This is a genomic window from Neorhizobium sp. DAR64860/K0K1, assembly GCF_050500205.1.
Classification (GTDB): Bacteria; Pseudomonadota; Alphaproteobacteria; order Rhizobiales; family Rhizobiaceae; genus Neorhizobium; species Neorhizobium soli.
In genome coordinates, this window is sequence record NZ_CP191459.1 from 1,854,640 (window position 1) to 1,873,186 (window position 18,547).

Sequence of the window (18,547 nt, forward strand, 5' to 3'; positions counted from 1 at the left end):
GGCTACGCGCTAGGTTGTTGTCCGCCATTCGCTCGTCCACTCACCACCATTACAACTCATCTGCCAGTGCAATGTGGGGAAATGAGGGCGTTTCTACCGCATTTCCTCAGGTGCCGCTGTACCTGTGATTGCAAGTCCCGACTTCAGGACACAGGCGACTGCGTGCACCAGTCCAAGCCTGGCAATGCTCAATTGTCGGTTTTTATCGTTAACAAACCGTAATTCCGGTTGGTCCTTGCCCTTATTCCAGTGAGCATGGAAGAAACTGGCCAGATCATAGAGGTAAAATGCGAGCCTGTGCGGCTCCTGGGCCAGAGCTGCAGCTTCGACGATTCGCGGATATTCCGCAAGCTTCGCGACCAGCTGAAGCTCGCTCTTGTCGGTGATTTCGCCAATGTTTTCAGCGAAATCGAGCGCCTCGGTATCCAGACCCGGAAACGCCTCCCTTGCCTGGCGGAAGATCGACATGCAGCGGGCGTGGGCATACTGGACATAAAAGACAGGGTTGTCTTTCGACTGCTCGGTCACCTTGGCAAAATCGAAATCGAGCGGCTCCGAGCTCTTCCGGTAGAGCATCATGAAGCGAACTGAGTCGCGACCGACCTCGTCCACGACGTCACGCAGGGTCACGAAGTCGCCGGAGCGCTTCGACATCTTGACCGGCTCGCCGTTGCGGTAAAGCTTGACGAGCTGGCAGAGAAGAACAGTGAGCTTTGCCTTGCCTTCGGAGACGGCGCGCGCCACGGCCTCGAGCCGCTTGACGTAGCCACCGTGGTCGGCACCGAGCACGTAGATCATCTCATCGTAGCCGCGGTCGAACTTGTCCTTGAAATAGGCAACGTCGGCGGCGAAATAGGTGTAGCTGCCGTCCGACTTGATCAGCGGACGATCGATATCGTCGCCGACTTCGGTCGAGCGGAACAGCGTCTGGTCGCGGTCTTCCCAGTCTTCGGGAAGCTGACCCTTCGGCGGCGGCAGCTTGCCCTTGTAGACATGGCCCTTGAACGTCAGGTCGTTGATCGCTGCACGGATGCGCTGCGCGCCGTCCGCATGCAGCGTGCGCTCGGAATAGAACACGTCGTGATGCACGTTGAGGGCTTCGAGATCTTCGCGGATCATGGCCATCATCGCGTCGATGGCCTTCTCCTTGACGATCGGCATCCACTCGTCTTCAGACATGGCATGCAGCCGGGGACCGTATTCAGCGGCCAGAGCCTGCCCGACCGGGACGAGGTAGTCGCCCGGATAGAGGCCAGCCGGAATCTCGCCGACTGCTTCGCCCAACGCCTCGCGGTACCGGATGAAGACCGAGCGGGCCAAAACGTCGATCTGGCTGCCAGCGTCGTTGATGTAGTATTCCTTGGTGACGTCATAGCCGGCAAAGGCCATCAGATTGGCGAGCGCATCGCCCACGACAGCGCCGCGGCAATGACCGACATGCATCGGCCCCGTCGGATTGGCCGAGACATACTCGACGTTTGCCTTGCGACCGGCGCCGACATCCGAGCGGCCGTAGTCCGTCCCTTGCGCGATCATCTTGGCGAGCATCTGCTGCCAGTATCCGGTGGAAAGCCTGATATTGATGAAGCCGGGACCGGCAACGGAGACTTCCGAAATATCCGCGTCGCCACGCAACGCTTCGGCGATGATCTCGGCGAGCGCGCGCGGGTTGGTGCCGAGAGGCTTGGCAAGCACCATCGCTGCATTGGTCGCGACGTCGCCATGGCTCTGATCGCGCGGAGGCTCGACCGTGAGGCGTCCGAAATCAACCGCACTTCGATTTTCTCGAATGATTTCGAGAGTTTCTAGCGCGTTCTTAATTCTATTGTCGAATTCGGCAAAAAGATTCATATGTTTACATCCGCTCAAAGTGTTTTGGGCGGGCCCCTCGAAGCCATTGGTGTCGGGCAGGCCCTAGCGCAAATCAGGAGTCTGGTCAAACAACTCGGCATGGACGCGGGTTGCGTAGGTGTCGGTCATACCGGCAAGATAATCTGCAACGTGGCGCGCACGGGCCGCCTCCGGGACGCCGTTCATCTGCTTGACCCAGTAGTGGCCTTTCATCAGCGCCGGGTCGTCCATGTAGCGATGGAACAGGTCGACGACGATCTGCGAGGCGCCGGCCCGGATGCGCATGATTTCGGGGTGCCGGTAGATCCGGGAGAACAGCACTCGTTTGATCTGCTTGTCGGTCTGCGCCATCTCGTTGGAGAAGGTCGAGATCACCCTTCCCGCCATGCGCACATCTTGTGCGCTCTCGGGTGCAAGCTCTCTAAGGTTCTTCTGGGAGACCGCGATAACGTCCTCGACCATGTGGGTGATCTGGCGGCGCGTCACTTCGTAGGCAAAGCGGGTCGGGTCCAGATTGGGGTATTTCGTCCTCACTTCCTGCATCAGTCCGGCGAGGAACGGCACCTCCTCCAGCATATCGAAAGTGAGCAGGCCAGAGCGAAGCCCGTCGTCGATATCGTGGGTGTTGTAGGCAATGTCGTCGGAAATCGCCGCGACCTGGGCCTCCAGGCTGGCATAGCTCGAAAGCTCGAGATCGTGCAGGAGGCAGTAGTCGCGGATCGGCTGCGGCAAAGGACCGTGGGAACCCTCGCTGCCGTCGGCCATCATCAAAGGGCCATTGTGCTTGACGAGACCCTCAAGCGTTTCCCATGTCAGGTTGAGACCGTCGAACTCCGCGTATCGCCGCTCAAGCTTGGTGACGATCCGCAGCGACTGGGCATTGTGGTCGAACCCGCCATATGGCTTCATCAGCTCATCGAGCGCATCCTCACCCGTATGTCCGAAGGGGGTGTGGCCAAAATCGTGAACGAGCGCGACGCCTTCTGCCAGATCTTCATCCAGCTTCAGGGCACGGGCCAGCGCGCGGGCCACCTGCGCCACTTCGATCGTATGGGTCAGCCGCGTTCGGTAATGGTCGCCGTCAGGACTGATAAACACCTGCGTTTTGTGCTTGAGCCTGCGAAACGCCGTCGTATGGACGATACGGTCGCGATCGCGCTGAAACTCCGAGCGCGTCAGGCTGCTCGCTTCGGGAAACAGGCGGCCCCGCGAGGCCCAGGGATTGGATGCATATAACGCTCGCTCACCCCCACCGAAACCAAGTACCCCCGTATCGATCGCCATAACCGTCCTTAATGCCTCAAGCGTGCCTGCGTGTTGTCGTGTATGGGTACGCCCCATTGACGCGCCGTTCAGGTCTTCATACCTATAGTGTTGCCGTGTGCAACGGCAGTGACATCCATCTTCGAGTTATCAGGGTGCCTTTACCCAAGACTCACCGGGCCTTTACCCCGGCAGGAGACCATTGAAATGACGATGAACGTAACTCTCTCCGATGCTGCAGCCAAGCGGATCGCCCAAATCGTTGCGGCAGAATCCGAAAAGCAGTCTCTGCGTGTTTCTGTTGAAGGCGGCGGCTGCTCCGGTTTCTCCTACAAGTTCGACCTCGCGGGCGCGCCGGAAGCAGATGACGTGGTGATCGCCAACGGCGATGCCAAGGTGCTGATCGACAGCCTGTCCATCGTCTACATGGAAGGTTCAGAGATTGACTTCGTCGATAATCTGCTTGGCCAGTCATTCCAGATCAAGAATCCGAACGCGGTCGCAAGCTGCGGCTGCGGTACCAGCTTCTCCATCTAAGATCTTCCGGTCGTCCTGATCAGATTGCCACTCGACCCTTCCCATCAGCTTGTCTTTCGCTAAAAGGATAGGCTGAAGACGGAAGGACGACTGCAATGAAGATTGCCACCTGGAACATCAACGGCATCAAGGCGCGGATTGATAATCTGCGTCAGTGGCTTGCCGACTCGTCGCCTGACATCGCCTGCCTCCAGGAGATCAAATCCGTCGACGAAGGCTTTCCGCGGCTCGAGATCGAATCGCTTGGCTATCATGTCGAGACACACGGCCAGAAGGGCTTCAACGGGGTGGCGATCCTGTCGAAGATAAAACCCGACGAAGTGATGCGCGGTCTACCCGGTGCCGTCGGTCCCGACGGACAAATTGACGAGCAATCGCGCTACATCGAATGCGTCTTTTCCGTTCAGGGCGGCGTGATCCGCGTTGCGTCGATCTACCTGCCCAACGGCAACCCGTCCGATGACCCGGTCAAGTACCCGTACAAGCTTGCCTGGATGGAACGGCTGCGGCTGCATGCCCAGCAATGCTTGGCACTCGAGGAGCCGCTGATACTTGCCGGCGACTACAACGTCATTCCCGAGCCGCACGATTGTTTCGATCCGGCCGCATGGGCGACAGATGCGCTCTTCCTGCCGAAAACGAGGGCGGCATTCCGTGCGCTCGAAAATCTCGGCCTGACGGACGCCGTTCGCGCAACCACGGATGCCGCCAAGCTCTATACGTTCTGGGATTATCAGGCGGGCGCCTGGCAGAAGAACAACGGCATCCGCATCGATCATCTGATGCTGTCGCCGGAAGCTGCCGACCGGTTGAAGGCGACTGTCATCGAGAAGCATGTGCGCGGATGGGAAAAACCGTCCGACCATGTCCCGGTCGCCGGGATTTTTGATTTCGCGCCGGTCTGAGCGGTTTTTGTCCCTGATCGCCCGGATTTAACAGGAAGCAGCGGACGCCGCTTCCTCAGTCCATACCCTTGGCAAACTCATGCGAAAGCGCGATCGCACCGCGACGGTCTTCCTCGCTTGCCATAGAAAAAGCCTGCTCCTGCAAGGGCTCCATCCAGATACAGTCCTTCGTGCTGCACTTGTCGAGTGCAGCCGTCAGGAAGGCGAGACCGCGGACCGTCTGTCCCTCGTCGAACAGGATGTTGCCGAAAACGGCCATGGCGCCCGGATGGCCGCTCTTGCGGGCTTGGTTCAGCCACTTCTTCGCCTGCTGAAGGTTTGGCGATCCGCCCTCGCCTGCAAGAATCATCTTGGCAAGCTGGAACTGCGCCTCCGCGACACCGAAGGTCGAAGCGACCTGAAAATAGATCTGCCGCGCCTGGGCAAGATCGGGCTTCACCGGTGTATCGGGGATGCCGCGGCGATAGTAGGTCGCAAGCGACAGAAGCGCGTTGACAAAAAAACCGGTATCTTCCGAGCCGGGTTCGACGCCCTGCGTGGCGATCTCGTTATAGATCTTGAACGCCTCGAGATCGTTCTTCGTGACGCCATCGCCGAAGGCGTACATGTTCGCCAATGCCCAGCGGGAACCGGTATGTCCCTTCTCGGCGGCATAGCGATACGCTTCGACCGCGTCTTCCTTCTGGCCGTTCTTGTAGGCCTTGAAGCCGAACTTGAAGAGGTCGAAGGGACCCGATTCCTTGGTCACGCCGGATTGGATGTCGAACGCAGCTGCCGAGCCCACCACAGCCGAGGTGAGCGACACGCCAAGAAGCAATACTTTCATGGACACAATGCCAAACTTCGACATGTTTCAGTTTCTTCCCATACACCCGGAAGTCATAGAGCTTGCCATCTCCGACCGATTACACGGCCTGATCAGCCAACCGGCGATCAGCGAGACGCCAGCTATCGCTGCCGTTCTAGAATGGAAACTGTACGTCCCGTTTTCGGCAAGAGTAGGACCTGCCGGCAAAACGCGCCGAAGTTGTGCGCGGCGATCCGATCCGCCTGCGACAACGCGGCCAAAGCCCCGTATTCTATTGAAAAACCCGCCCATGGTACTCCAATTCACACGCGCCGCCCCCGCGGTCCGTGTCCGTTATTCCTTTACCGCTGCTCCCTGTTTGTGGCGGGAAATGGACAAAATCTCCGTTGTTCGCCGACCCGCTCATCGTGGCACAAGACTGTTGCCAAATCGTCACAAATTCGGAGGGGTCGGCGAAAACGCGCCACAAACGAAAAAGCCCGGCTCGAACCGGGCTTTTGCTAATTAGTAACTGTTTTCAGAACTTTACCTTCAACGACGTAGAAAGTGCTGCAACCAGGTCGCTATCGTATTCGTAGCTCGCTTCGTCGCCGACGGGGATGCCGTCAATGGACGATGCGCTGGACTCGCCACCCGTCAGGATGCCGAGCACGCCGCCAAGGCGAATCTCGACGTGCTGGGTCGGGGCATAGGAAACGCCGGCGCTGAATAGCCAGGTATCTGTCTGCGTTCCGAATTCCTGCGATGTGCCACGATCCCAGGTGAGGCTCAGGGCCCCACTCCACTGTTCGTTGAACTTATGGCCGATGCCGCCGGTGATCGTCCAGCCGTCGCGATAGCCGAGATCGAGCGATGTGATCTCAACACCGTTGTTGTAGAACGGAATGCGCTGCAACTGGCTCCAGTCGGTCCACTTGACCGAACCGAAAGCAAGCCAGTCCGGTGCGATACCCGACTGAAGCTTCAGCTCGAGGGCATCCGGCATAGCAGTCGAGCCTTCAACCGGCACGACGGTACCGGCGTAGACGCTGCCGACCGGGACCTGCGTCAGATCGACCGTACCGGTGACCTCGTCGAGCTTCACCTGGCTATAATACATCAGGCTCGCGCGGAATGCGTATTCCGGGATTTCGTAGGCCGCACCGGCACGCCAGCCCCAACCGTCGCCTTCCAGGTCCAGACGACCAACACCGCTGAACGCGAAGCCAAGCGCTTCAGGGGCGATCAACAGCCGTTCCTTGAAGCCATCCATGCGCAGATAGTTCGCGCCGCCGATCAGGCGAAGCTGGCCTGGGCCGGCATCGAAGCGGTAGGAACAGGTGGCTGCGTAGTTGTCGCTGTCGACCTTCGTCTCGATGTTGTCGTTGGCACCCGCCCAGTTGGCGCCAGGATTGGTATGCGCACCATAGGGCTGAGAATAGTCGAACATGCAGTCGACGGAATCGCCGATACCCGCCTTGATGCCGATCCGCGGCGACCAGTAGCTCTCGCTGTCGTCAGCAGTGCTCGAATAGGAATAGCCGGGTGTCGTGCTGAGGTTGCCGTCCGGTCCGGTAATGGTGTCTTGCGCGTTCTTCAGCTTCCGCTGCGGCATGACGTAGGTTGCCGTCGCTTCGGCGGCATAGGGCGACCTGTCAAACAGAAGGTCGATATTGTATCCCCCACGTTCCAGTCCGCCCGCTAACGCCGGCGAATAAACGCTCCATCCAGCCATCAGAACAAATGCGCCCTTGGCGATGTAATTGCTTTGCATCTCGTCTCCCACTCCCAGGCAAGTCATTGAGACAATTCTAAATACTCTGCCCAAAATAACAACTTTCGGCTGTCCCCGATCTTGCGCTGCAAAACGGTCGCTAATTTACGTAAGCGGAGGAACAATCGCCACCGAATCGGTGGTTGGGAACAAAATTACCTAATCTGGGGCCGTACCGTAGCGGGATTTAGAACACCATCCCGCATGGGCGCGGCGATGTGACAATGCGGCAACATTGCGGCTTTCTCCCGTTGTGCATGTGCACGCAAACGGAACTTCTGGGTCGAAGCGCAGCAAAAAGCCGCGGTCACAGGACCGCGGCTTTCAGAGATTCGTTCGCTGGCGCCGGCCTAGAGCACGGCGGAGACCTTGGTCATCAGCCGGCTTCGATGACCCGCTGCAAAGCAATCTTGAGGCTTTCGAGCTGAACTTCCAGCTCGGCATGGCGCTCCCGGTCAGCGGCAACCACGTCCGGATCGGCATTGGCAATGAACTTCTCGTTGGAGAGCTTCTTGCCGAGACGGTCCTTTTCCTGCTCGTTCTTGACGATCGCCTTCTCGATTCGGGCCTTCTCCGTGCCGAGATCGATCAGGTTGCCGAGCGGCAGGCAGGCCGTCGCCTCGCCGACGATGATCTGTGCCGCACCCTTCGGGGCGACGTCAGCTTTCGAGATGCTCTCGACACGCGCGAGCCGGCAGATTGCCGCCTCGTGACGCGCGAGCCGCGACGAGGTGACCGCATTGGCACCAACCATGATGAGCGGTGCTGTCGCCGATGGCGGGACGTTCATTTCGGACCGTGCAGAGCGGAGACCGGATACCAGATCGACAAGCCAGTTGATCTCGTCGGCAGCGTCAGCGTCCGCAAAACCGGATACCGGCCACTCGCCATGGGCAAGCAATCCGTCACGGGCTGCCGAGTGAGCCCAGAGCTCCTCGGTCATGAACGGCATGAACGGGTGGAGAAGCGCATAGCTCTGCTCCAGGACATAGGCCATGCAGGCCTGCGCCTCGGCCTTGGCGGCTTCATCCTCGCCCATGAAGATCGGCTTCAACAGCTCGACATACCAATCGCAAACCTGGTTCCAGACGAAGCGATAGAGCGAAGCGGCAGCCTCGTTGAAACGCTGCGTTTCGATCGCGGTGGTAACGTCAGAAACGGTCTTCGACAGTTCCGTGAGGATCCAGCGATTGACGGTCAGCTTGGCATTCTCAGGATCAAAGCCCGCATCACGCTTGACGCCATTCATCTCGCCGAAGCGCGTTGCGTTCCAGACCTTGGTGCCGAAGTTGCGGTAGCCGGCGATACGGGCGGGGTCGAGTTTAACGTCGCGTCCCTGCGCCGCCATGATGGCGAGCGTGAACCGCAGCGCATCGGCGCCGTATTCGTCGATCAGGTCGAGCGGATCGATGACGTTGCCCTTCGACTTCGACATCTTCTGGCCGTTCTTGTCGCGGACCAGCGCGTGAACGTAGATGGTGTGGAACGGCTCGACAGGCTCGCCTTCCCCGTCCTTCATGAAATGCATGCCCATCATCATCATCCGGGCAACCCAGAAGAAGATGATGTCAAAACCGGTGACGAGAACGCTGGTCGGATAATAGCGCTCCAGTTCCGGTGTCTTGTCCGGCCAGCCCAGCGTCGAGAAGGGCCAGAGTGCCGACGAGAACCAGGTGTCGAGCACGTCCTCGTCGCGGATCAGGATCTCGCCAGGCTTGAAGTTCTCGAGCTTCTCCTGAACCCAGGCCTTCCATGGGCCTTCGTGTGCCAGATAATGCTGGATGGCCGCGTCGAGTGCTTCTTCCTCGGACTTTTCGACGAAGCACTGACCATCAGGACCGTACCAGGCCGGAATCTGATGTCCCCACCAGAGCTGGCGCGAAATGCACCAGGGCTCGATATTTTCCATCCAGTCGAAATAGGTCTTTTCCCAGTTCTTCGGGACGAAGTTGGTGCGGCCTTCGCGAACCGAAGCAATCGCCGGTTCTGCCAGCGTCTTGGCGTCGGCGAACCACTGATCCGTCAGCATCGGCTCGATGACGACGCCGGAGCGGTCGCCGAACGGCTGCATGATCTTCTTTGCCTCGACATACGGAATGTCGTTGCCCTCGCTGTCCTTGACGGTAACGGCAAGGCCTTCGGCATTGATCGTCTCGATGATCTTCTTGCGGGCGACCATGCGGTCGAGGCCGCGATACTCTTCCGGAACCAGATTGATCTCGTCGATATCGGCTTCGCCCGGCAGTTCGCCGGACTTGGCGATCTCCAGCGCCTTCGCCGCATAGACAGAATAAGCGTCGCCATCGTCGCGCATCGAGGCGGTGGTATCCATCAGGCGATAGAGCGGGATCTTGTTGCGCTTGGCGACCTGGTAGTCGTTGAAGTCATGCGCGCCGGTGATCTTGACCGCGCCCGAGCCGAAATCCGGTTCCGGATATTCGTCAGCGATGATCGGGATCAGGCGGCGATGCTCCTTCGGGCCGACAGGGATTTCGCAGAGCTTGCCGATGATCGGCGCATAGCGCTCGTCCGACGGATGGACGGCAACCGCACCATCACCCAGCATGGTTTCGGGACGCGTCGTGGCGATCGAGATATAATTGCGCTCTTCGGAAAGCACGATATTCCCGTCCGCATCCTTCTCGACATAGGTATAGGTCTCGCCGCCGGCCAGCGGGTATTTGAAGTGCCACATGTGGCCTTCGACTTCCCTGGACTCGACTTCAAGATCGGAGATCGCCGTTTCGAACTTCGGATCCCAGTTGACCAGCCGCTTGCCGCGGTAGATCAGGCCTTCCTTATAGAGCGTGACGAAGACTTCGAGAACGGCCTTGGACAGACCCTCGTCCATGGTGAAGCGTTCGCGCGACCAGTCGCAGGATGCGCCGAGGCGCTTCAACTGGTTGAAGATCAGGCCGCCCGACTCTTCCTTCCATTCCCAGACGCGCTCGACAAAGGCCTCGCGGCCCATCTCGCGACGGCCGGGAAGCTTTCGCTCGGCCAGCTGGCGCTCGACGACCATCTGCGTGGCAATGCCCGCATGGTCCATGCCCGGCTGCCACAGCACGTCCTTGCCGCGCATGCGCTCGAAGCGGACCATGATATCCTGCAGCGTGTTGTTGAGCGCGTGCCCCATGTGCAGCGACCCGGTCACATTCGGCGGCGGGATGACGATGGTGAAGCTTTCCGCACCAGCCTTTGCGTTGGCACCGGCACGGAAGGCGTCCGCATCGTCCCAGGCTTTGGCGATCTTCGGTTCGACGGCGGCGGAATCGTAGGTCTTTTCGAGCATTTCCTGACCCGTTTTTCTTTTTGAATGAGATGGTGCGGTGTTAAAGACGTGGAGGCCGTGAAGTCAATAAAAAAGCCGCCCCGTGTGGAGCGGCCCTTGATGACAGGCATTGGAGGCGATTTAGCGACGCGGGCCGCGGGCAACGCGCTCGATTTCCTCGCGCACGAGACGCTCCACAAGTGTCGGCAGGTTGTCGTCCAGCCATTCCTGCAGCATCGGACGCAGCATTTCCTGCGCCATATCCTCGACAGAGCGACGCTCGAGACCATCGAAGACGGCTGCAAGTTCGTTGAACGATTTTGTCACCTGCGCGCCCGCTTCGACCGAAAGGAGCGTTGCAGCGGCCTCCTCGATCATCGCAGGAAGATTTTCCTGTTGAGCCGGTTGCGCCTTCGGTGCCGGCTGTTCGACCGGCTCGGACATCTCCGGCTGCTGCGCGACTGCCGGTTGCGGCTTCAGCGCTGGAATGGGCGATGGTCCTGCAGGCTCGACGTCTTTCGCCATAGGGGTCTCGATCGGCTTGGATACCATTGCCGCAGGCCTTGTTTCGAGAGGGGCGATGGTGTCACGCAGCGCGACGTCGGCAAAGGCCGAGATTGCAGCGGATGCCTTCTCGGCTGCGGGCATCGACAGGCGCGGCGCCGGTGCCGGGCGGCTCATCGCATTTTCCTGCTGGCGGGCCGAAGCGGCGCGGACGCGGGCCGCAACGTCGGCAAGCGAGAGCGAGCGCTCACCCGATGATGAAATCTCAGGGTCGACTGTCGATGCGGAAACAGGCTTGGGTGCGTCGTTTGCGGATGCGGGGGCGTAGGGTTCCGACTGGAACGGCATCGGGGCCGGTGAATGGGCACGAAGAGGAAGGCCCGGGTCGTTTGCAGCGATGCCAGCGGCAAGATCGGACGCAAAGTCCGTATCGTCGATATCGTCGATCAGATCGTCATCCGCATAGGGCGAACGCGATGCCTGATCTGGTGAACCCTCGCCGACCGGCTCGTTGCTTTCGATGATCCGGCGGATCGAAGCCAGGATCTCTTCCATTGACGGTTCACGCGCTACACTTGGCTGAGCCATTTTCATCCCCGTTCTCGCCGACTGGGTGCCAGGTCGGCAGACGACCTCTTTTCAAAGGTCTGATTCGTTTTCACTTTACGAACCTCGTCTCGCGATACAACGACGGGCGCATCAACGACTCTAGCGATACACAGATTTGTTGCCGACGTGAATCCCCGCTGCAGATTTGTATCGCGCTGGAAAAACAAAAAGGAGGCCAAGGCCCCCTTCCTAAACTTCGCAAATCGTCAGCAAGCCGATTTTAGAATACGAAATCCTTCGCTCGGCGAAATCCCGGCAACGGTTTGATCGAAGCGTTGAAGTGGGCGCTTTTTGACAGTGCACCCTGCTCTTTGACGAAGAGCGTCGCCTGCGCGGCATTTCCGTATCCGAGAACAGCGACCAGACGCCCGCCATCCTTCAGCTGCGCACTGAGTTCAACCGGCACGTCTTCGATCGAGCCGGCAATGAAGATGACATCGTAAGGGCCCTGGTTCGCAACGCCTTTTTCCATGTCGCCCGTGACGACAGTCACGTTGTGGGCGCCCGCCAGGTTGGCGATTGCCTGCTCGGCGAGCGCTTCATCGGATTCGATCGACACGACCGATTTAGCAAGAAGCGACAGAAGCGCAGAAATGTATCCGCTGCCTGTGCCGACCTCGAGCACCGTATCCGACTTGGTGATCGCAGCCAGCTGTAAAAGCTTGGCCAGAGGCGAGGCTTCCATCAGGAAGCGACCGGGACAGATTTCAACATCGTTGTCGATATAGGCCAGTGACTTCGACTTGGCCGGAACAAAGTTTTCGCGCTGTACCGTGAGAAACGCCTGAAGCACGGAATGTGCCGTCACGTCTGTCGTGCGGATCTGGTTCTCGACCATCTTCACACGGGCTGCTTCGAAATCAATCATGTCACCTGCCTCACAGCGCCGGCGTACCGGCCAATCCTTCAGCCGTGTTACTTGCCTCTCGCTGCGCTTTCAAGATAGCGCGCGCATCGATTGGAAAAAACACGGTGATGCAGGCGCTCGTGCAACTCTTGCTTAGTGCAGGATAAGGGTCGGAAGCTCTCGCTTCTTGGCGAGGACGACATCGTGTCCGTAGGATTTGCGCAGGCTGTGGCTGCGATCGAATGCCAACTGCTCGGCAGCACTCAGATGAAAGGCTCCATCTGCAAACGTGCCAGTCGCATCATCTTCGGTGACGGGTCTGTAGAGTGCGGTGATCAATCGGTTCAGCATTTTTCACTCCCTGGGCTTCGCTCACTAAAGTCGGAAGAGCTCGGTTCCGTTCCCCTGACCGCGAGGAATATTCGTGAAATATTTACCATAGGACCAACACAGCCAGATGACGCGAACACGCTGCATACAGCCTCCCCCGCAAGGGTATCTTCCGAGGACGCCGCGTTTTGCGGGCGCCCTTCATCACCGGTACAGACAGGCGCCGCTGACGAAGTGGATAAAAACGTCGAGGATTGAACAGAAGGGTATTGCACCTATCGGAGATTCGTTCTAATTCGGCGCCACCACTCGCTTTTTTAGCACCGGATGGCCTCGTGGCGGAGTGGTGACGCAGAGGACTGCAAATCCTCGTACCCCGGTTCAATTCCGGGCGAGGCCTCCATCCCTTTCTTGATATGTCGCAATGGGTTAGCATCGGCGTCAGCCGATCGACACGATATGTCCGATAGCAACCGGTCGCGCACATTCCTCGATATTATTTAGGTATTGCGACTGGCGCACGAGAACGCCAGCGGATCGTCTTTCACGCCCGCCAGCCTCCCGCCAATCCGCGATTGGACCTGTCGCCTGCCCGGATCAGCCCACCGGCCGCACCAGTTCTTCGACCAAGCCACGATAAGCCTCTGCGGCCAGTTCCAACTCCGCGATGAGGGTCTCGTTCGACGTCGTCTGCGTCCTGAACCCGCTCGTGGTCAGCCACTCGATGTCCGCACGAAGGATTTGGATAGTGTCTTTATAGCGTTGGACGCGATTTTCCGGCTGCATGTTCGGCTCCTGTGAACCGGAACAACTACCGCGCTTTGCGTTCGAGGCAATAAGCGGGATGCCAGAGACCGGACGTTTATCGGCACCGGTCGCTGGTTTGTGTCAAGAATTCAAGGATTGGGCGCGAAGCGTGATGATGTCAGAGAGCAGACGCCGCGGCCGGCTTGCGTCCCCTGGCTGCCGCGGAAAGATCGATGGAGCTTATAGTCGCCACCAGGAACATGACCGGAATGCCGAATTCCAGCACTTCTTCGACGATACCCAACAGAAGATTGGTGTGATCGCTGACAATGACGCCAAAAGGCGCAAGCTTGCGATCCAGCCCATCGATCGACTTGGAGACAATGGCAAGACCGATCGCCGCGATGATGTTCCAAGCCCAGGACGCGCGATACCTGACGCCGGAGAGAAGCTCAGGGCCGTTGCGAACGATCAGCCGGAACGCGACGGTTGCCACGAACAGGATCACCAGAACGCCAAAGACGCGCTCGACAGGTTGCGCCATGTTCGTCAGGTAGAGGTTGCTCTTGAGCATGCCGACACTGGTCAGCCGCTTGTCGAGGTCGAGTTCTCGCCCCATCATCAACAGCATGATGGCCGCAACCTGCCAGTCCCGCCGCCATATGTCGCCGGTGCGCGTCCACAGCCACACCATTGCGGTATAGGCGTAGAGCAAGGCCGTCGAAATCTCGAGCGCGCCGGTTTCCTTCGTCAGTGCTGTCGTAAAACCGTTACTCGCAAGGTCTACAGCGAACAGAACGGCAGCCCCGACCAATGCCAGTGTCAAAAGATACCAAGGACGGGAAGTAACAGCGTAGGCGTGGTGTGGGAGCATTTCGATTCTCAAAATTCATGTCGACGAGTGTGGATTGAGGGCGTGGACCGCTTAGCGGCCCGCTGACCGGTGCCGTGCGCGCCGATTCTGGATGAAAACGGTCTACTACTGGAGAAGCCGGTAGTCCATGTCTTTCACGGCGGACAGATTCTGCTCTGCCCCTGTTTCCAAAGAAACCGGCAAACCCGAAAAACTGTAGAGCAGTCCTTTACGCCGTTGATTTATTGCTTCTATTAGCAAATTTCCTTTACATTTCTGCAGGCGCGACTATTTCCGGCCCCTCACGGAATGATCGCAGCGAGGCCGATTTGAAGGATGATCCCGCCACACAACTCGCAGATATTGCGCGGCAACTCGCACTGCTTGCGGAGGCAGCCAAGGCATTGTCGCAGACGCCGCTGGTGGAACTGTCCGGTCAACTTCTGCCGGCCGGCCGCGAGAAGCCGGACGAGCCCAAAACCCCTCTTCCAAACAACGTCAATTAGACTTGAACGACTCGTATCGGACAAGGCTTGCGCCCGTGGTCGCGTGGTCGCGTGGTCGCGCAGCGATATGGGGTCTGCGCGGGTGCCGATAGAGCCCCGCTCATAGCATCGACACAAGCCACAACATTTCACGATCGGGTCGTAACCAGATATTAACGTTCCTCCATAGGGCTGCGTTAAACTATTTGTCCTAGAAATAGGCAGACGGCGATGTTGCCGCCATACCCTTGTCAGAGGATCGCCATGACGGCGATGGTTCGATATGAAGCTCTCATCTTCCGACGCCGTCATGGCGTTCACGACTATTATATCCCTCGTCAGCATCATTTATGTGGGGCATCTTTTCGTTGCCCTGTTTTGACGGTCTCACCGAGACACGCTGACTGACGGCTCTCCTCGTCCCCCACAAGCCGCACGCTCGCCCTGATCAACATTCTCGCTCACGGATCAAAATCGTGTTAGAGTGTCTGAAGTCAGGTGTGGGAGACATCTGGCGGCTTGGCTAACGGGAAGAGGAGACCGTTATGCAGTATCTCGATTTTGTAGCCGCATTGAATCCATTCGTCTTGTGCACTCTTGCTCTCGTGGTGGCCTGCGGCCTCTACGATCGCTTGTCGCAACCGAAATAGTGGATTGCATGCGCTGCCGGGAAATCGCGACGCGTTGCTCGTGTCGATAACCGGTACATCTGGAGGCGGCTTGATGGTCGACTGACGCGCCGCGCGTCGCGCGAGTTCGTTTTGTTGCCTTTGAGTTGCTTGTTTCTGCTGTTATTCAGACTGCATTTCTTATGATAGAGGTGCAGCTTTGCAGGATAACGCGGAATTCGAAGATACATCGGCAGGTCTCAGCGAAACGCTGAGGAAATTGATCGGTCGGATTGACGGCGGCACCGTGACGCTGCGTCAGTTGATGGATGGCGTCGGTGAACAGGGTCTTCTGCTGATCTGCGCGGTCACTTCCCTCCCCTTTCTGCTGCCCGTTTCGATACCGGGTGTTAGCACCGTGTTCGGCGCGGCCATCATAATGATCAGCATTGCTGTAGTGCTCAACCGGATGCCGTGGCTTCCTCGTGCGATTCTCGATCGGGAACTCGACAGCGCAAAGCTGGTGCCGACCCTTGAGAAAGGTGTGAAAATCGTCTCCAGGCTCGACAAATATCTGAAGCACCGCATGGCCGGCATCACGACCGGGCCCATTGCCAACAGGGTCAATGGCCTCGCAATCACGTTCGCCGGTGTGCTGCTGATGTTTCCGCTCGGCCTCATCCCCCTGTCCAACACGCTGCCCGGCATTGCTATTCTGCTTCTGTCGACAGGCATGGTTCAGCGGGATGGTCTCGTCGTTCTCGGCGGTTATTTCTTCAACCTTGCAACGATCGTCTATTTCGGGGCGCTTGCTTATGGCGCGTTCGCCGCCGGCCAGGGCCTGGCGTCACTCGCCGGATAAGACCCATCCCGGGAGAAGCTCTCGCACCAGGCAACAGCTTCTCCCGGTCTGGTTGACGTCATGTCATTTCCGAAGCGAAGCTGCTTGTTTCTCGCGGCGCCTGCGACCCCACCAGACTTCCAGGCGACGACGACGACGTCTGACGAAAGCGAGATCCTGCGACAGGATCAAGATACCCAGCGGCACCATCCAGAAGCCCAGAATCGGCAGGAAGCCCAGAATGCCGCCGACGATAAGAACGGTTCCGATGCAGAGCCGCGCCACGCGCGAGCGCGGCATCGGAATGGACCGCCCTGCGATGAAGAGACGACCCTGCCCCGGATCCATTCCAAACCGCCTGCCTTGAGGTTTTTCCACCACGTATACGGCTCCAACTAAACGCTTTTTTGTAGGGGCGAGATGGGGATGCATGGGGATAAAACAAGCCGGACCTAATTTTTTTGAAAAAACCGCTTGGCAAATGCGTGAAGCATTTGTATTACCCCGCTCACACCGCAAGCGCGGTTGTTCCCTGGTAGCTCAGCGGTAGAGCATTCGACTGTTAATCGACAGGTCGCCGGTTCGAATCCGGCCCGGGGAGCCAAATTCTGCGATAAGCGCCTGTTTTTGTTGATCCGTATCCGAAGACAGGCGCTTTTCCACTTCCCCTATTTTGACAAATCGAAAAAGCAACTTGATATCGCGAGCGGTTTCGCGTTCGGGGATGTGTAACGCTGTTGCGTGCAGTTCCACTGGTAAAGAAACAAGCCGGTCGCGATCCGCCACGTTGCAACGTGAGTCTTCTGTTTGCTCGCGCTCATCTCAAAGTCGTCTTCACTTCTGATCCGAGGGTGCGGGCGTGCCGGGAAGCGCGTTTTCGCGGGATGGGGCAGCCGGCGTATCGTAATGCGTGCCCTGCGGATCGGGCGGCACGCTGTTGGCGGTCGGAGCCTGCGTGACGCCGATGCTAACCGCGACGCCGACGGCGATCGCAACTGCCAAGCCGGCCAACGGAATCAGAGAGCGATGTCGGCTCTCCTTGTAGGAACCGTACGCAAGTGCGAGCCCAAGCATTGCTGCTCCGCCTGCGACGACGATAAACCCCATGTAATTAGCCATTATTTTTCCTCCTGAAACCAGAACATGCGTATCTGGCCGAAGTTCCGCGTCCAGCGGAGACGCCTGAACCGGCGCGACTGTTGCCGGCAGATGCCGCGGACGTCGCGAGTGACGACAGTTGGTCTCGTGCCTTGAAGTGAGCAGAGACTGGCTGATTCGATCGCGTACGTTGGGGCGGTGTCAAGACGACCCGTCCCCGGACACAGTGCCCGGCGATGCCGGCCCCAAATGCCCCCAACACACATCCGAACCCGGAAAATCCGCTTGTCCTAATGGGACATTGCGCTAGGCTGGAGGTAGAGGACAGTTGACTTAGGGAGGAGACAACTATGCCGCAGCCGAACTGGCAAAAACCGGTCAAAGTCGCGTTTGGGAATCTTGGGACCGAGGTAATCAATGGGCCATCCGAGGCCCTCATCCTGCTACTGGACCACTGGCCGGATCTTCGGGGTCCGCATTTCGTGCGGGCGCGCAGTGCCTGCCGGGCTGCCCTCGACGGCCGTCGTTCGCCGGAGGACGCACGACAGTTTTTCGAGCAGGCCGTGAGCGAAGCGCAAATGCACGTAAACTGATTGGTCTGACTGCTGCGTTTTCAGTTCTGGCCGATTGACGAATGGTTGACCGCGAACCAACCATTCGATGACAGTGTTCGGCTTTAAAGTCCGATCATATCGCCCATGAGCTGGATCGGCGATCCGCTGAGAGCGATCGGTGCGAACAGGACGGAAAAGCAGACGCACGGCCCCGAATCACCAACGATCGGCCGGTGATCGAGCGTCTCGTCAGCGACCGATATGTCGCCCTGCGTGAAGTTTCCGCGGTGATCGTGGAATTCGCCTTCGATCACCAGCGTGAGTTCGAGACCGTTGTGGCCATGGTTTGGAAGTGCCCTCCCAGGACGGGCCCAGAGAAGACTTGCTTCCACGTCGGGCGACCGCTCGATAATATGCTCGCGCAGTCCCGGCAGCTTGCGCCGCCACGGAATAGAAGTCAGGTCTTTCCCCGTATAATCCCGCAACAGGGCCGGCAACTGGGAACCTTGCTCCGGTGGCAACACGCTCCATGTCGGTGGGTCCGATCTGACAATATCGCTGATGGCCCTGTCTCGAAATTCACGGGACAACGTCTCATCGCAGGTCATGTCTTCCAACCCATCGCCGGCCAGTCGCTGAAGGGCATCGACAAGCTGGGCATTGGGTTTCTGCATCTGCAGATG

General features: G+C 58.7%; 17 protein-coding genes, 2 tRNA genes and 1 pseudogene. 7 read left to right on the top strand and 13 right to left on the bottom strand.

From position 1 onward, the window contains the following. Positions 1 to 93: 93 nt before the first annotated feature. Both argS and ACQY1J_RS13630 read right to left on the bottom strand, forming a co-directional pair. Positions 94 to 1,851, bottom strand: a complete 1,758-nt coding sequence (gene argS, locus ACQY1J_RS13625) for an arginine--tRNA ligase (protein WP_092662106.1) — start codon at positions 1,849 to 1,851, stop codon at positions 94 to 96. Between the two features lie 63 nt (positions 1,852 to 1,914). Next, positions 1,915 to 3,135, bottom strand: coding sequence for a deoxyguanosinetriphosphate triphosphohydrolase (locus ACQY1J_RS13630; protein WP_062580339.1), 1,221 nt, complete (start codon positions 3,133 to 3,135; stop codon positions 1,915 to 1,917). 186 nt (positions 3,136 to 3,321) lie between these two features. On the opposite strand from ACQY1J_RS13630, the gene erpA reads away from it, so the two are divergent. Beyond that, entirely contained in the window at positions 3,322 to 3,651 is a 330-nt protein-coding gene (erpA, locus tag ACQY1J_RS13635; protein WP_062580337.1) for an iron-sulfur cluster insertion protein ErpA, read from the top strand. Between the two features lie 95 nt (positions 3,652 to 3,746). Beyond that, positions 3,747 to 4,556, top strand: a complete 810-nt coding sequence (gene xth, locus ACQY1J_RS13640) for an exodeoxyribonuclease III (RefSeq protein ID WP_113110974.1) — start codon at positions 3,747 to 3,749, stop codon at positions 4,554 to 4,556. A 55-nt stretch (positions 4,557 to 4,611) separates the two neighbouring features. On the opposite strand, the gene exoR is transcribed toward xth, so the two are convergent. From exoR to ACQY1J_RS13670, 6 genes and pseudogenes are all read right to left on the bottom strand, one after another. After that, positions 4,612 to 5,406, bottom strand: coding sequence for an exopolysaccharide production regulator ExoR (exoR, locus tag ACQY1J_RS13645; protein ID WP_062457569.1), 795 nt, complete (start codon positions 5,404 to 5,406; stop codon positions 4,612 to 4,614). Positions 5,407 to 5,881: 475 nt separating this feature from the next. Further along, positions 5,882 to 7,117 (bottom strand): OmpP1/FadL family transporter, encoded by a 1,236-nt coding sequence (locus tag ACQY1J_RS13650; RefSeq protein ID WP_092662102.1) that lies wholly within the window; start codon positions 7,115 to 7,117, stop codon positions 5,882 to 5,884. Positions 7,118 to 7,493: 376 nt separating this feature from the next. Continuing rightward, positions 7,494 to 10,519: pseudogene (locus ACQY1J_RS13655) on the bottom strand (valine--tRNA ligase). Between the two features lie 10 nt (positions 10,520 to 10,529). Further along, positions 10,530 to 11,480 carry a DUF2497 domain-containing protein gene (locus ACQY1J_RS13660; RefSeq protein WP_082471943.1) on the bottom strand — a complete coding sequence of 317 codons (951 nt, stop codon included), beginning with the start codon at positions 11,478 to 11,480 and terminating at the stop codon, positions 10,530 to 10,532. A 241-nt stretch (positions 11,481 to 11,721) separates the two neighbouring features. Then, positions 11,722 to 12,369 (bottom strand): protein-L-isoaspartate O-methyltransferase family protein, encoded by a 648-nt coding sequence (locus ACQY1J_RS13665; RefSeq protein ID WP_184655165.1) that lies wholly within the window; start codon positions 12,367 to 12,369, stop codon positions 11,722 to 11,724. Positions 12,370 to 12,501: 132 nt separating this feature from the next. Continuing rightward, positions 12,502 to 12,699, bottom strand: coding sequence for a hypothetical protein (locus tag ACQY1J_RS13670; protein ID WP_062457584.1), 198 nt, complete (start codon positions 12,697 to 12,699; stop codon positions 12,502 to 12,504). Positions 12,700 to 13,007: 308 nt separating this feature from the next. On the opposite strand from ACQY1J_RS13670, the gene ACQY1J_RS13675 reads away from it, so the two are divergent. Then, positions 13,008 to 13,081: transfer RNA gene (locus ACQY1J_RS13675), tRNA-Cys, on the top strand. Between the two features lie 194 nt (positions 13,082 to 13,275). Here ACQY1J_RS13675 and ACQY1J_RS13680 read toward each other — a convergent pair. Both ACQY1J_RS13680 and ACQY1J_RS13685 read right to left on the bottom strand, forming a co-directional pair. Then, positions 13,276 to 13,464, bottom strand: coding sequence for a hypothetical protein (locus ACQY1J_RS13680; protein ID WP_062580327.1), 189 nt, complete (start codon positions 13,462 to 13,464; stop codon positions 13,276 to 13,278). A gap of 139 nt (positions 13,465 to 13,603) precedes the next feature. Continuing rightward, positions 13,604 to 14,299 carry a hypothetical protein gene (locus tag ACQY1J_RS13685; RefSeq protein WP_430250108.1) on the bottom strand — a complete coding sequence of 232 codons (696 nt, stop codon included), beginning with the start codon at positions 14,297 to 14,299 and terminating at the stop codon, positions 13,604 to 13,606. Positions 14,300 to 14,607: 308 nt separating this feature from the next. Here ACQY1J_RS13685 and ACQY1J_RS13690 point away from each other — a divergent pair, with 308 nt between their 5' ends. Both ACQY1J_RS13690 and ACQY1J_RS13695 read left to right on the top strand, forming a co-directional pair. After that, positions 14,608 to 14,784 carry a hypothetical protein gene (locus ACQY1J_RS13690; protein ID WP_192086661.1) on the top strand — a complete coding sequence of 59 codons (177 nt, stop codon included), beginning with the start codon at positions 14,608 to 14,610 and terminating at the stop codon, positions 14,782 to 14,784. Positions 14,785 to 15,591: 807 nt separating this feature from the next. After that, on the top strand, positions 15,592 to 16,233 hold the full coding sequence (locus tag ACQY1J_RS13695) for an exopolysaccharide biosynthesis protein (RefSeq protein ID WP_062580325.1): 642 nt from the start codon (positions 15,592 to 15,594) through the stop codon (positions 16,231 to 16,233). Positions 16,234 to 16,296: 63 nt separating this feature from the next. On the opposite strand, the gene ACQY1J_RS13700 is transcribed toward ACQY1J_RS13695, so the two are convergent. Beyond that, positions 16,297 to 16,560: a PGPGW domain-containing protein gene (locus ACQY1J_RS13700; protein WP_062457597.1), complete on the bottom strand. Its 264-nt coding sequence runs from the start codon at positions 16,558 to 16,560 to the stop codon at positions 16,297 to 16,299. Between the two features lie 181 nt (positions 16,561 to 16,741). On the opposite strand from ACQY1J_RS13700, the gene ACQY1J_RS13705 reads away from it, so the two are divergent. Continuing rightward, positions 16,742 to 16,816 (top strand) — tRNA-Asn (locus ACQY1J_RS13705). Positions 16,817 to 17,046: 230 nt separating this feature from the next. Here the strand turns inward: ACQY1J_RS13705 and ACQY1J_RS13710 are convergent. Next, positions 17,047 to 17,331, bottom strand: a complete 285-nt coding sequence (locus tag ACQY1J_RS13710) for a hypothetical protein (RefSeq protein ID WP_430250110.1) — start codon at positions 17,329 to 17,331, stop codon at positions 17,047 to 17,049. Between the two features lie 329 nt (positions 17,332 to 17,660). Here ACQY1J_RS13710 and ACQY1J_RS13715 point away from each other — a divergent pair, with 329 nt between their 5' ends. Further along, positions 17,661 to 17,903, top strand: a complete 243-nt coding sequence (locus ACQY1J_RS13715) for a DUF982 domain-containing protein (protein ID WP_062457603.1) — start codon at positions 17,661 to 17,663, stop codon at positions 17,901 to 17,903. Between the two features lie 83 nt (positions 17,904 to 17,986). On the opposite strand, the gene ACQY1J_RS13720 is transcribed toward ACQY1J_RS13715, so the two are convergent. After that, positions 17,987 to 18,538, bottom strand: a complete 552-nt coding sequence (locus ACQY1J_RS13720) for a cupin domain-containing protein (RefSeq protein ID WP_430243719.1) — start codon at positions 18,536 to 18,538, stop codon at positions 17,987 to 17,989. Positions 18,539 to 18,547 lie beyond the last annotated feature (9 nt).

Bases quoted from the DNA above. Each gene is read 5' to 3' on its own strand.
- ACQY1J_RS13685 (WP_430250108.1), bottom strand. From the start codon at position 14,299: ATGCTCCCACACCACGCCTACGCTGTTACTTCCCGTCCTTGGTATCTT.
- ACQY1J_RS13660 (WP_082471943.1), bottom strand. From the start codon at position 11,480: ATGGCTCAGCCAAGTGTAGCGCGTGAACCGTCAATGGAAGAGATCCTG.
- ACQY1J_RS13700 (WP_062457597.1), bottom strand. From the start codon at position 16,560: ATGGATCCGGGGCAGGGTCGTCTCTTCATCGCAGGGCGGTCCATTCCG.
- ACQY1J_RS13665 (WP_184655165.1), bottom strand. From the start codon at position 12,369: ATGATTGATTTCGAAGCAGCCCGTGTGAAGATGGTCGAGAACCAGATC.
- ACQY1J_RS13710 (WP_430250110.1), bottom strand. From the start codon at position 17,331: ATGGCTAATTACATGGGGTTTATCGTCGTCGCAGGCGGAGCAGCAATG.
- ACQY1J_RS13650 (WP_092662102.1), bottom strand. From the start codon at position 7,117: ATGCAAAGCAATTACATCGCCAAGGGCGCATTTGTTCTGATGGCTGGA.
- ACQY1J_RS13720 (WP_430243719.1), bottom strand. From the start codon at position 18,538: ATGCAGAAACCCAATGCCCAGCTTGTCGATGCCCTTCAGCGACTGGCC.
- ACQY1J_RS13715 (WP_062457603.1), top strand. From the start codon at position 17,661: ATGCCGCAGCCGAACTGGCAAAAACCGGTCAAAGTCGCGTTTGGGAAT.
- exoR (WP_062457569.1), bottom strand. From the start codon at position 5,406: ATGTCGAAGTTTGGCATTGTGTCCATGAAAGTATTGCTTCTTGGCGTG.
- erpA (WP_062580337.1), top strand. From the start codon at position 3,322: ATGACGATGAACGTAACTCTCTCCGATGCTGCAGCCAAGCGGATCGCC.
- ACQY1J_RS13670 (WP_062457584.1), bottom strand. From the start codon at position 12,699: ATGCTGAACCGATTGATCACCGCACTCTACAGACCCGTCACCGAAGAT.
- xth (WP_113110974.1), top strand. From the start codon at position 3,747: ATGAAGATTGCCACCTGGAACATCAACGGCATCAAGGCGCGGATTGAT.
- ACQY1J_RS13680 (WP_062580327.1), bottom strand. From the start codon at position 13,464: ATGCAGCCGGAAAATCGCGTCCAACGCTATAAAGACACTATCCAAATC.
- argS (WP_092662106.1), bottom strand. From the start codon at position 1,851: ATGAATCTTTTTGCCGAATTCGACAATAGAATTAAGAACGCGCTAGAA.
- ACQY1J_RS13630 (WP_062580339.1), bottom strand. From the start codon at position 3,135: ATGGCGATCGATACGGGGGTACTTGGTTTCGGTGGGGGTGAGCGAGCG.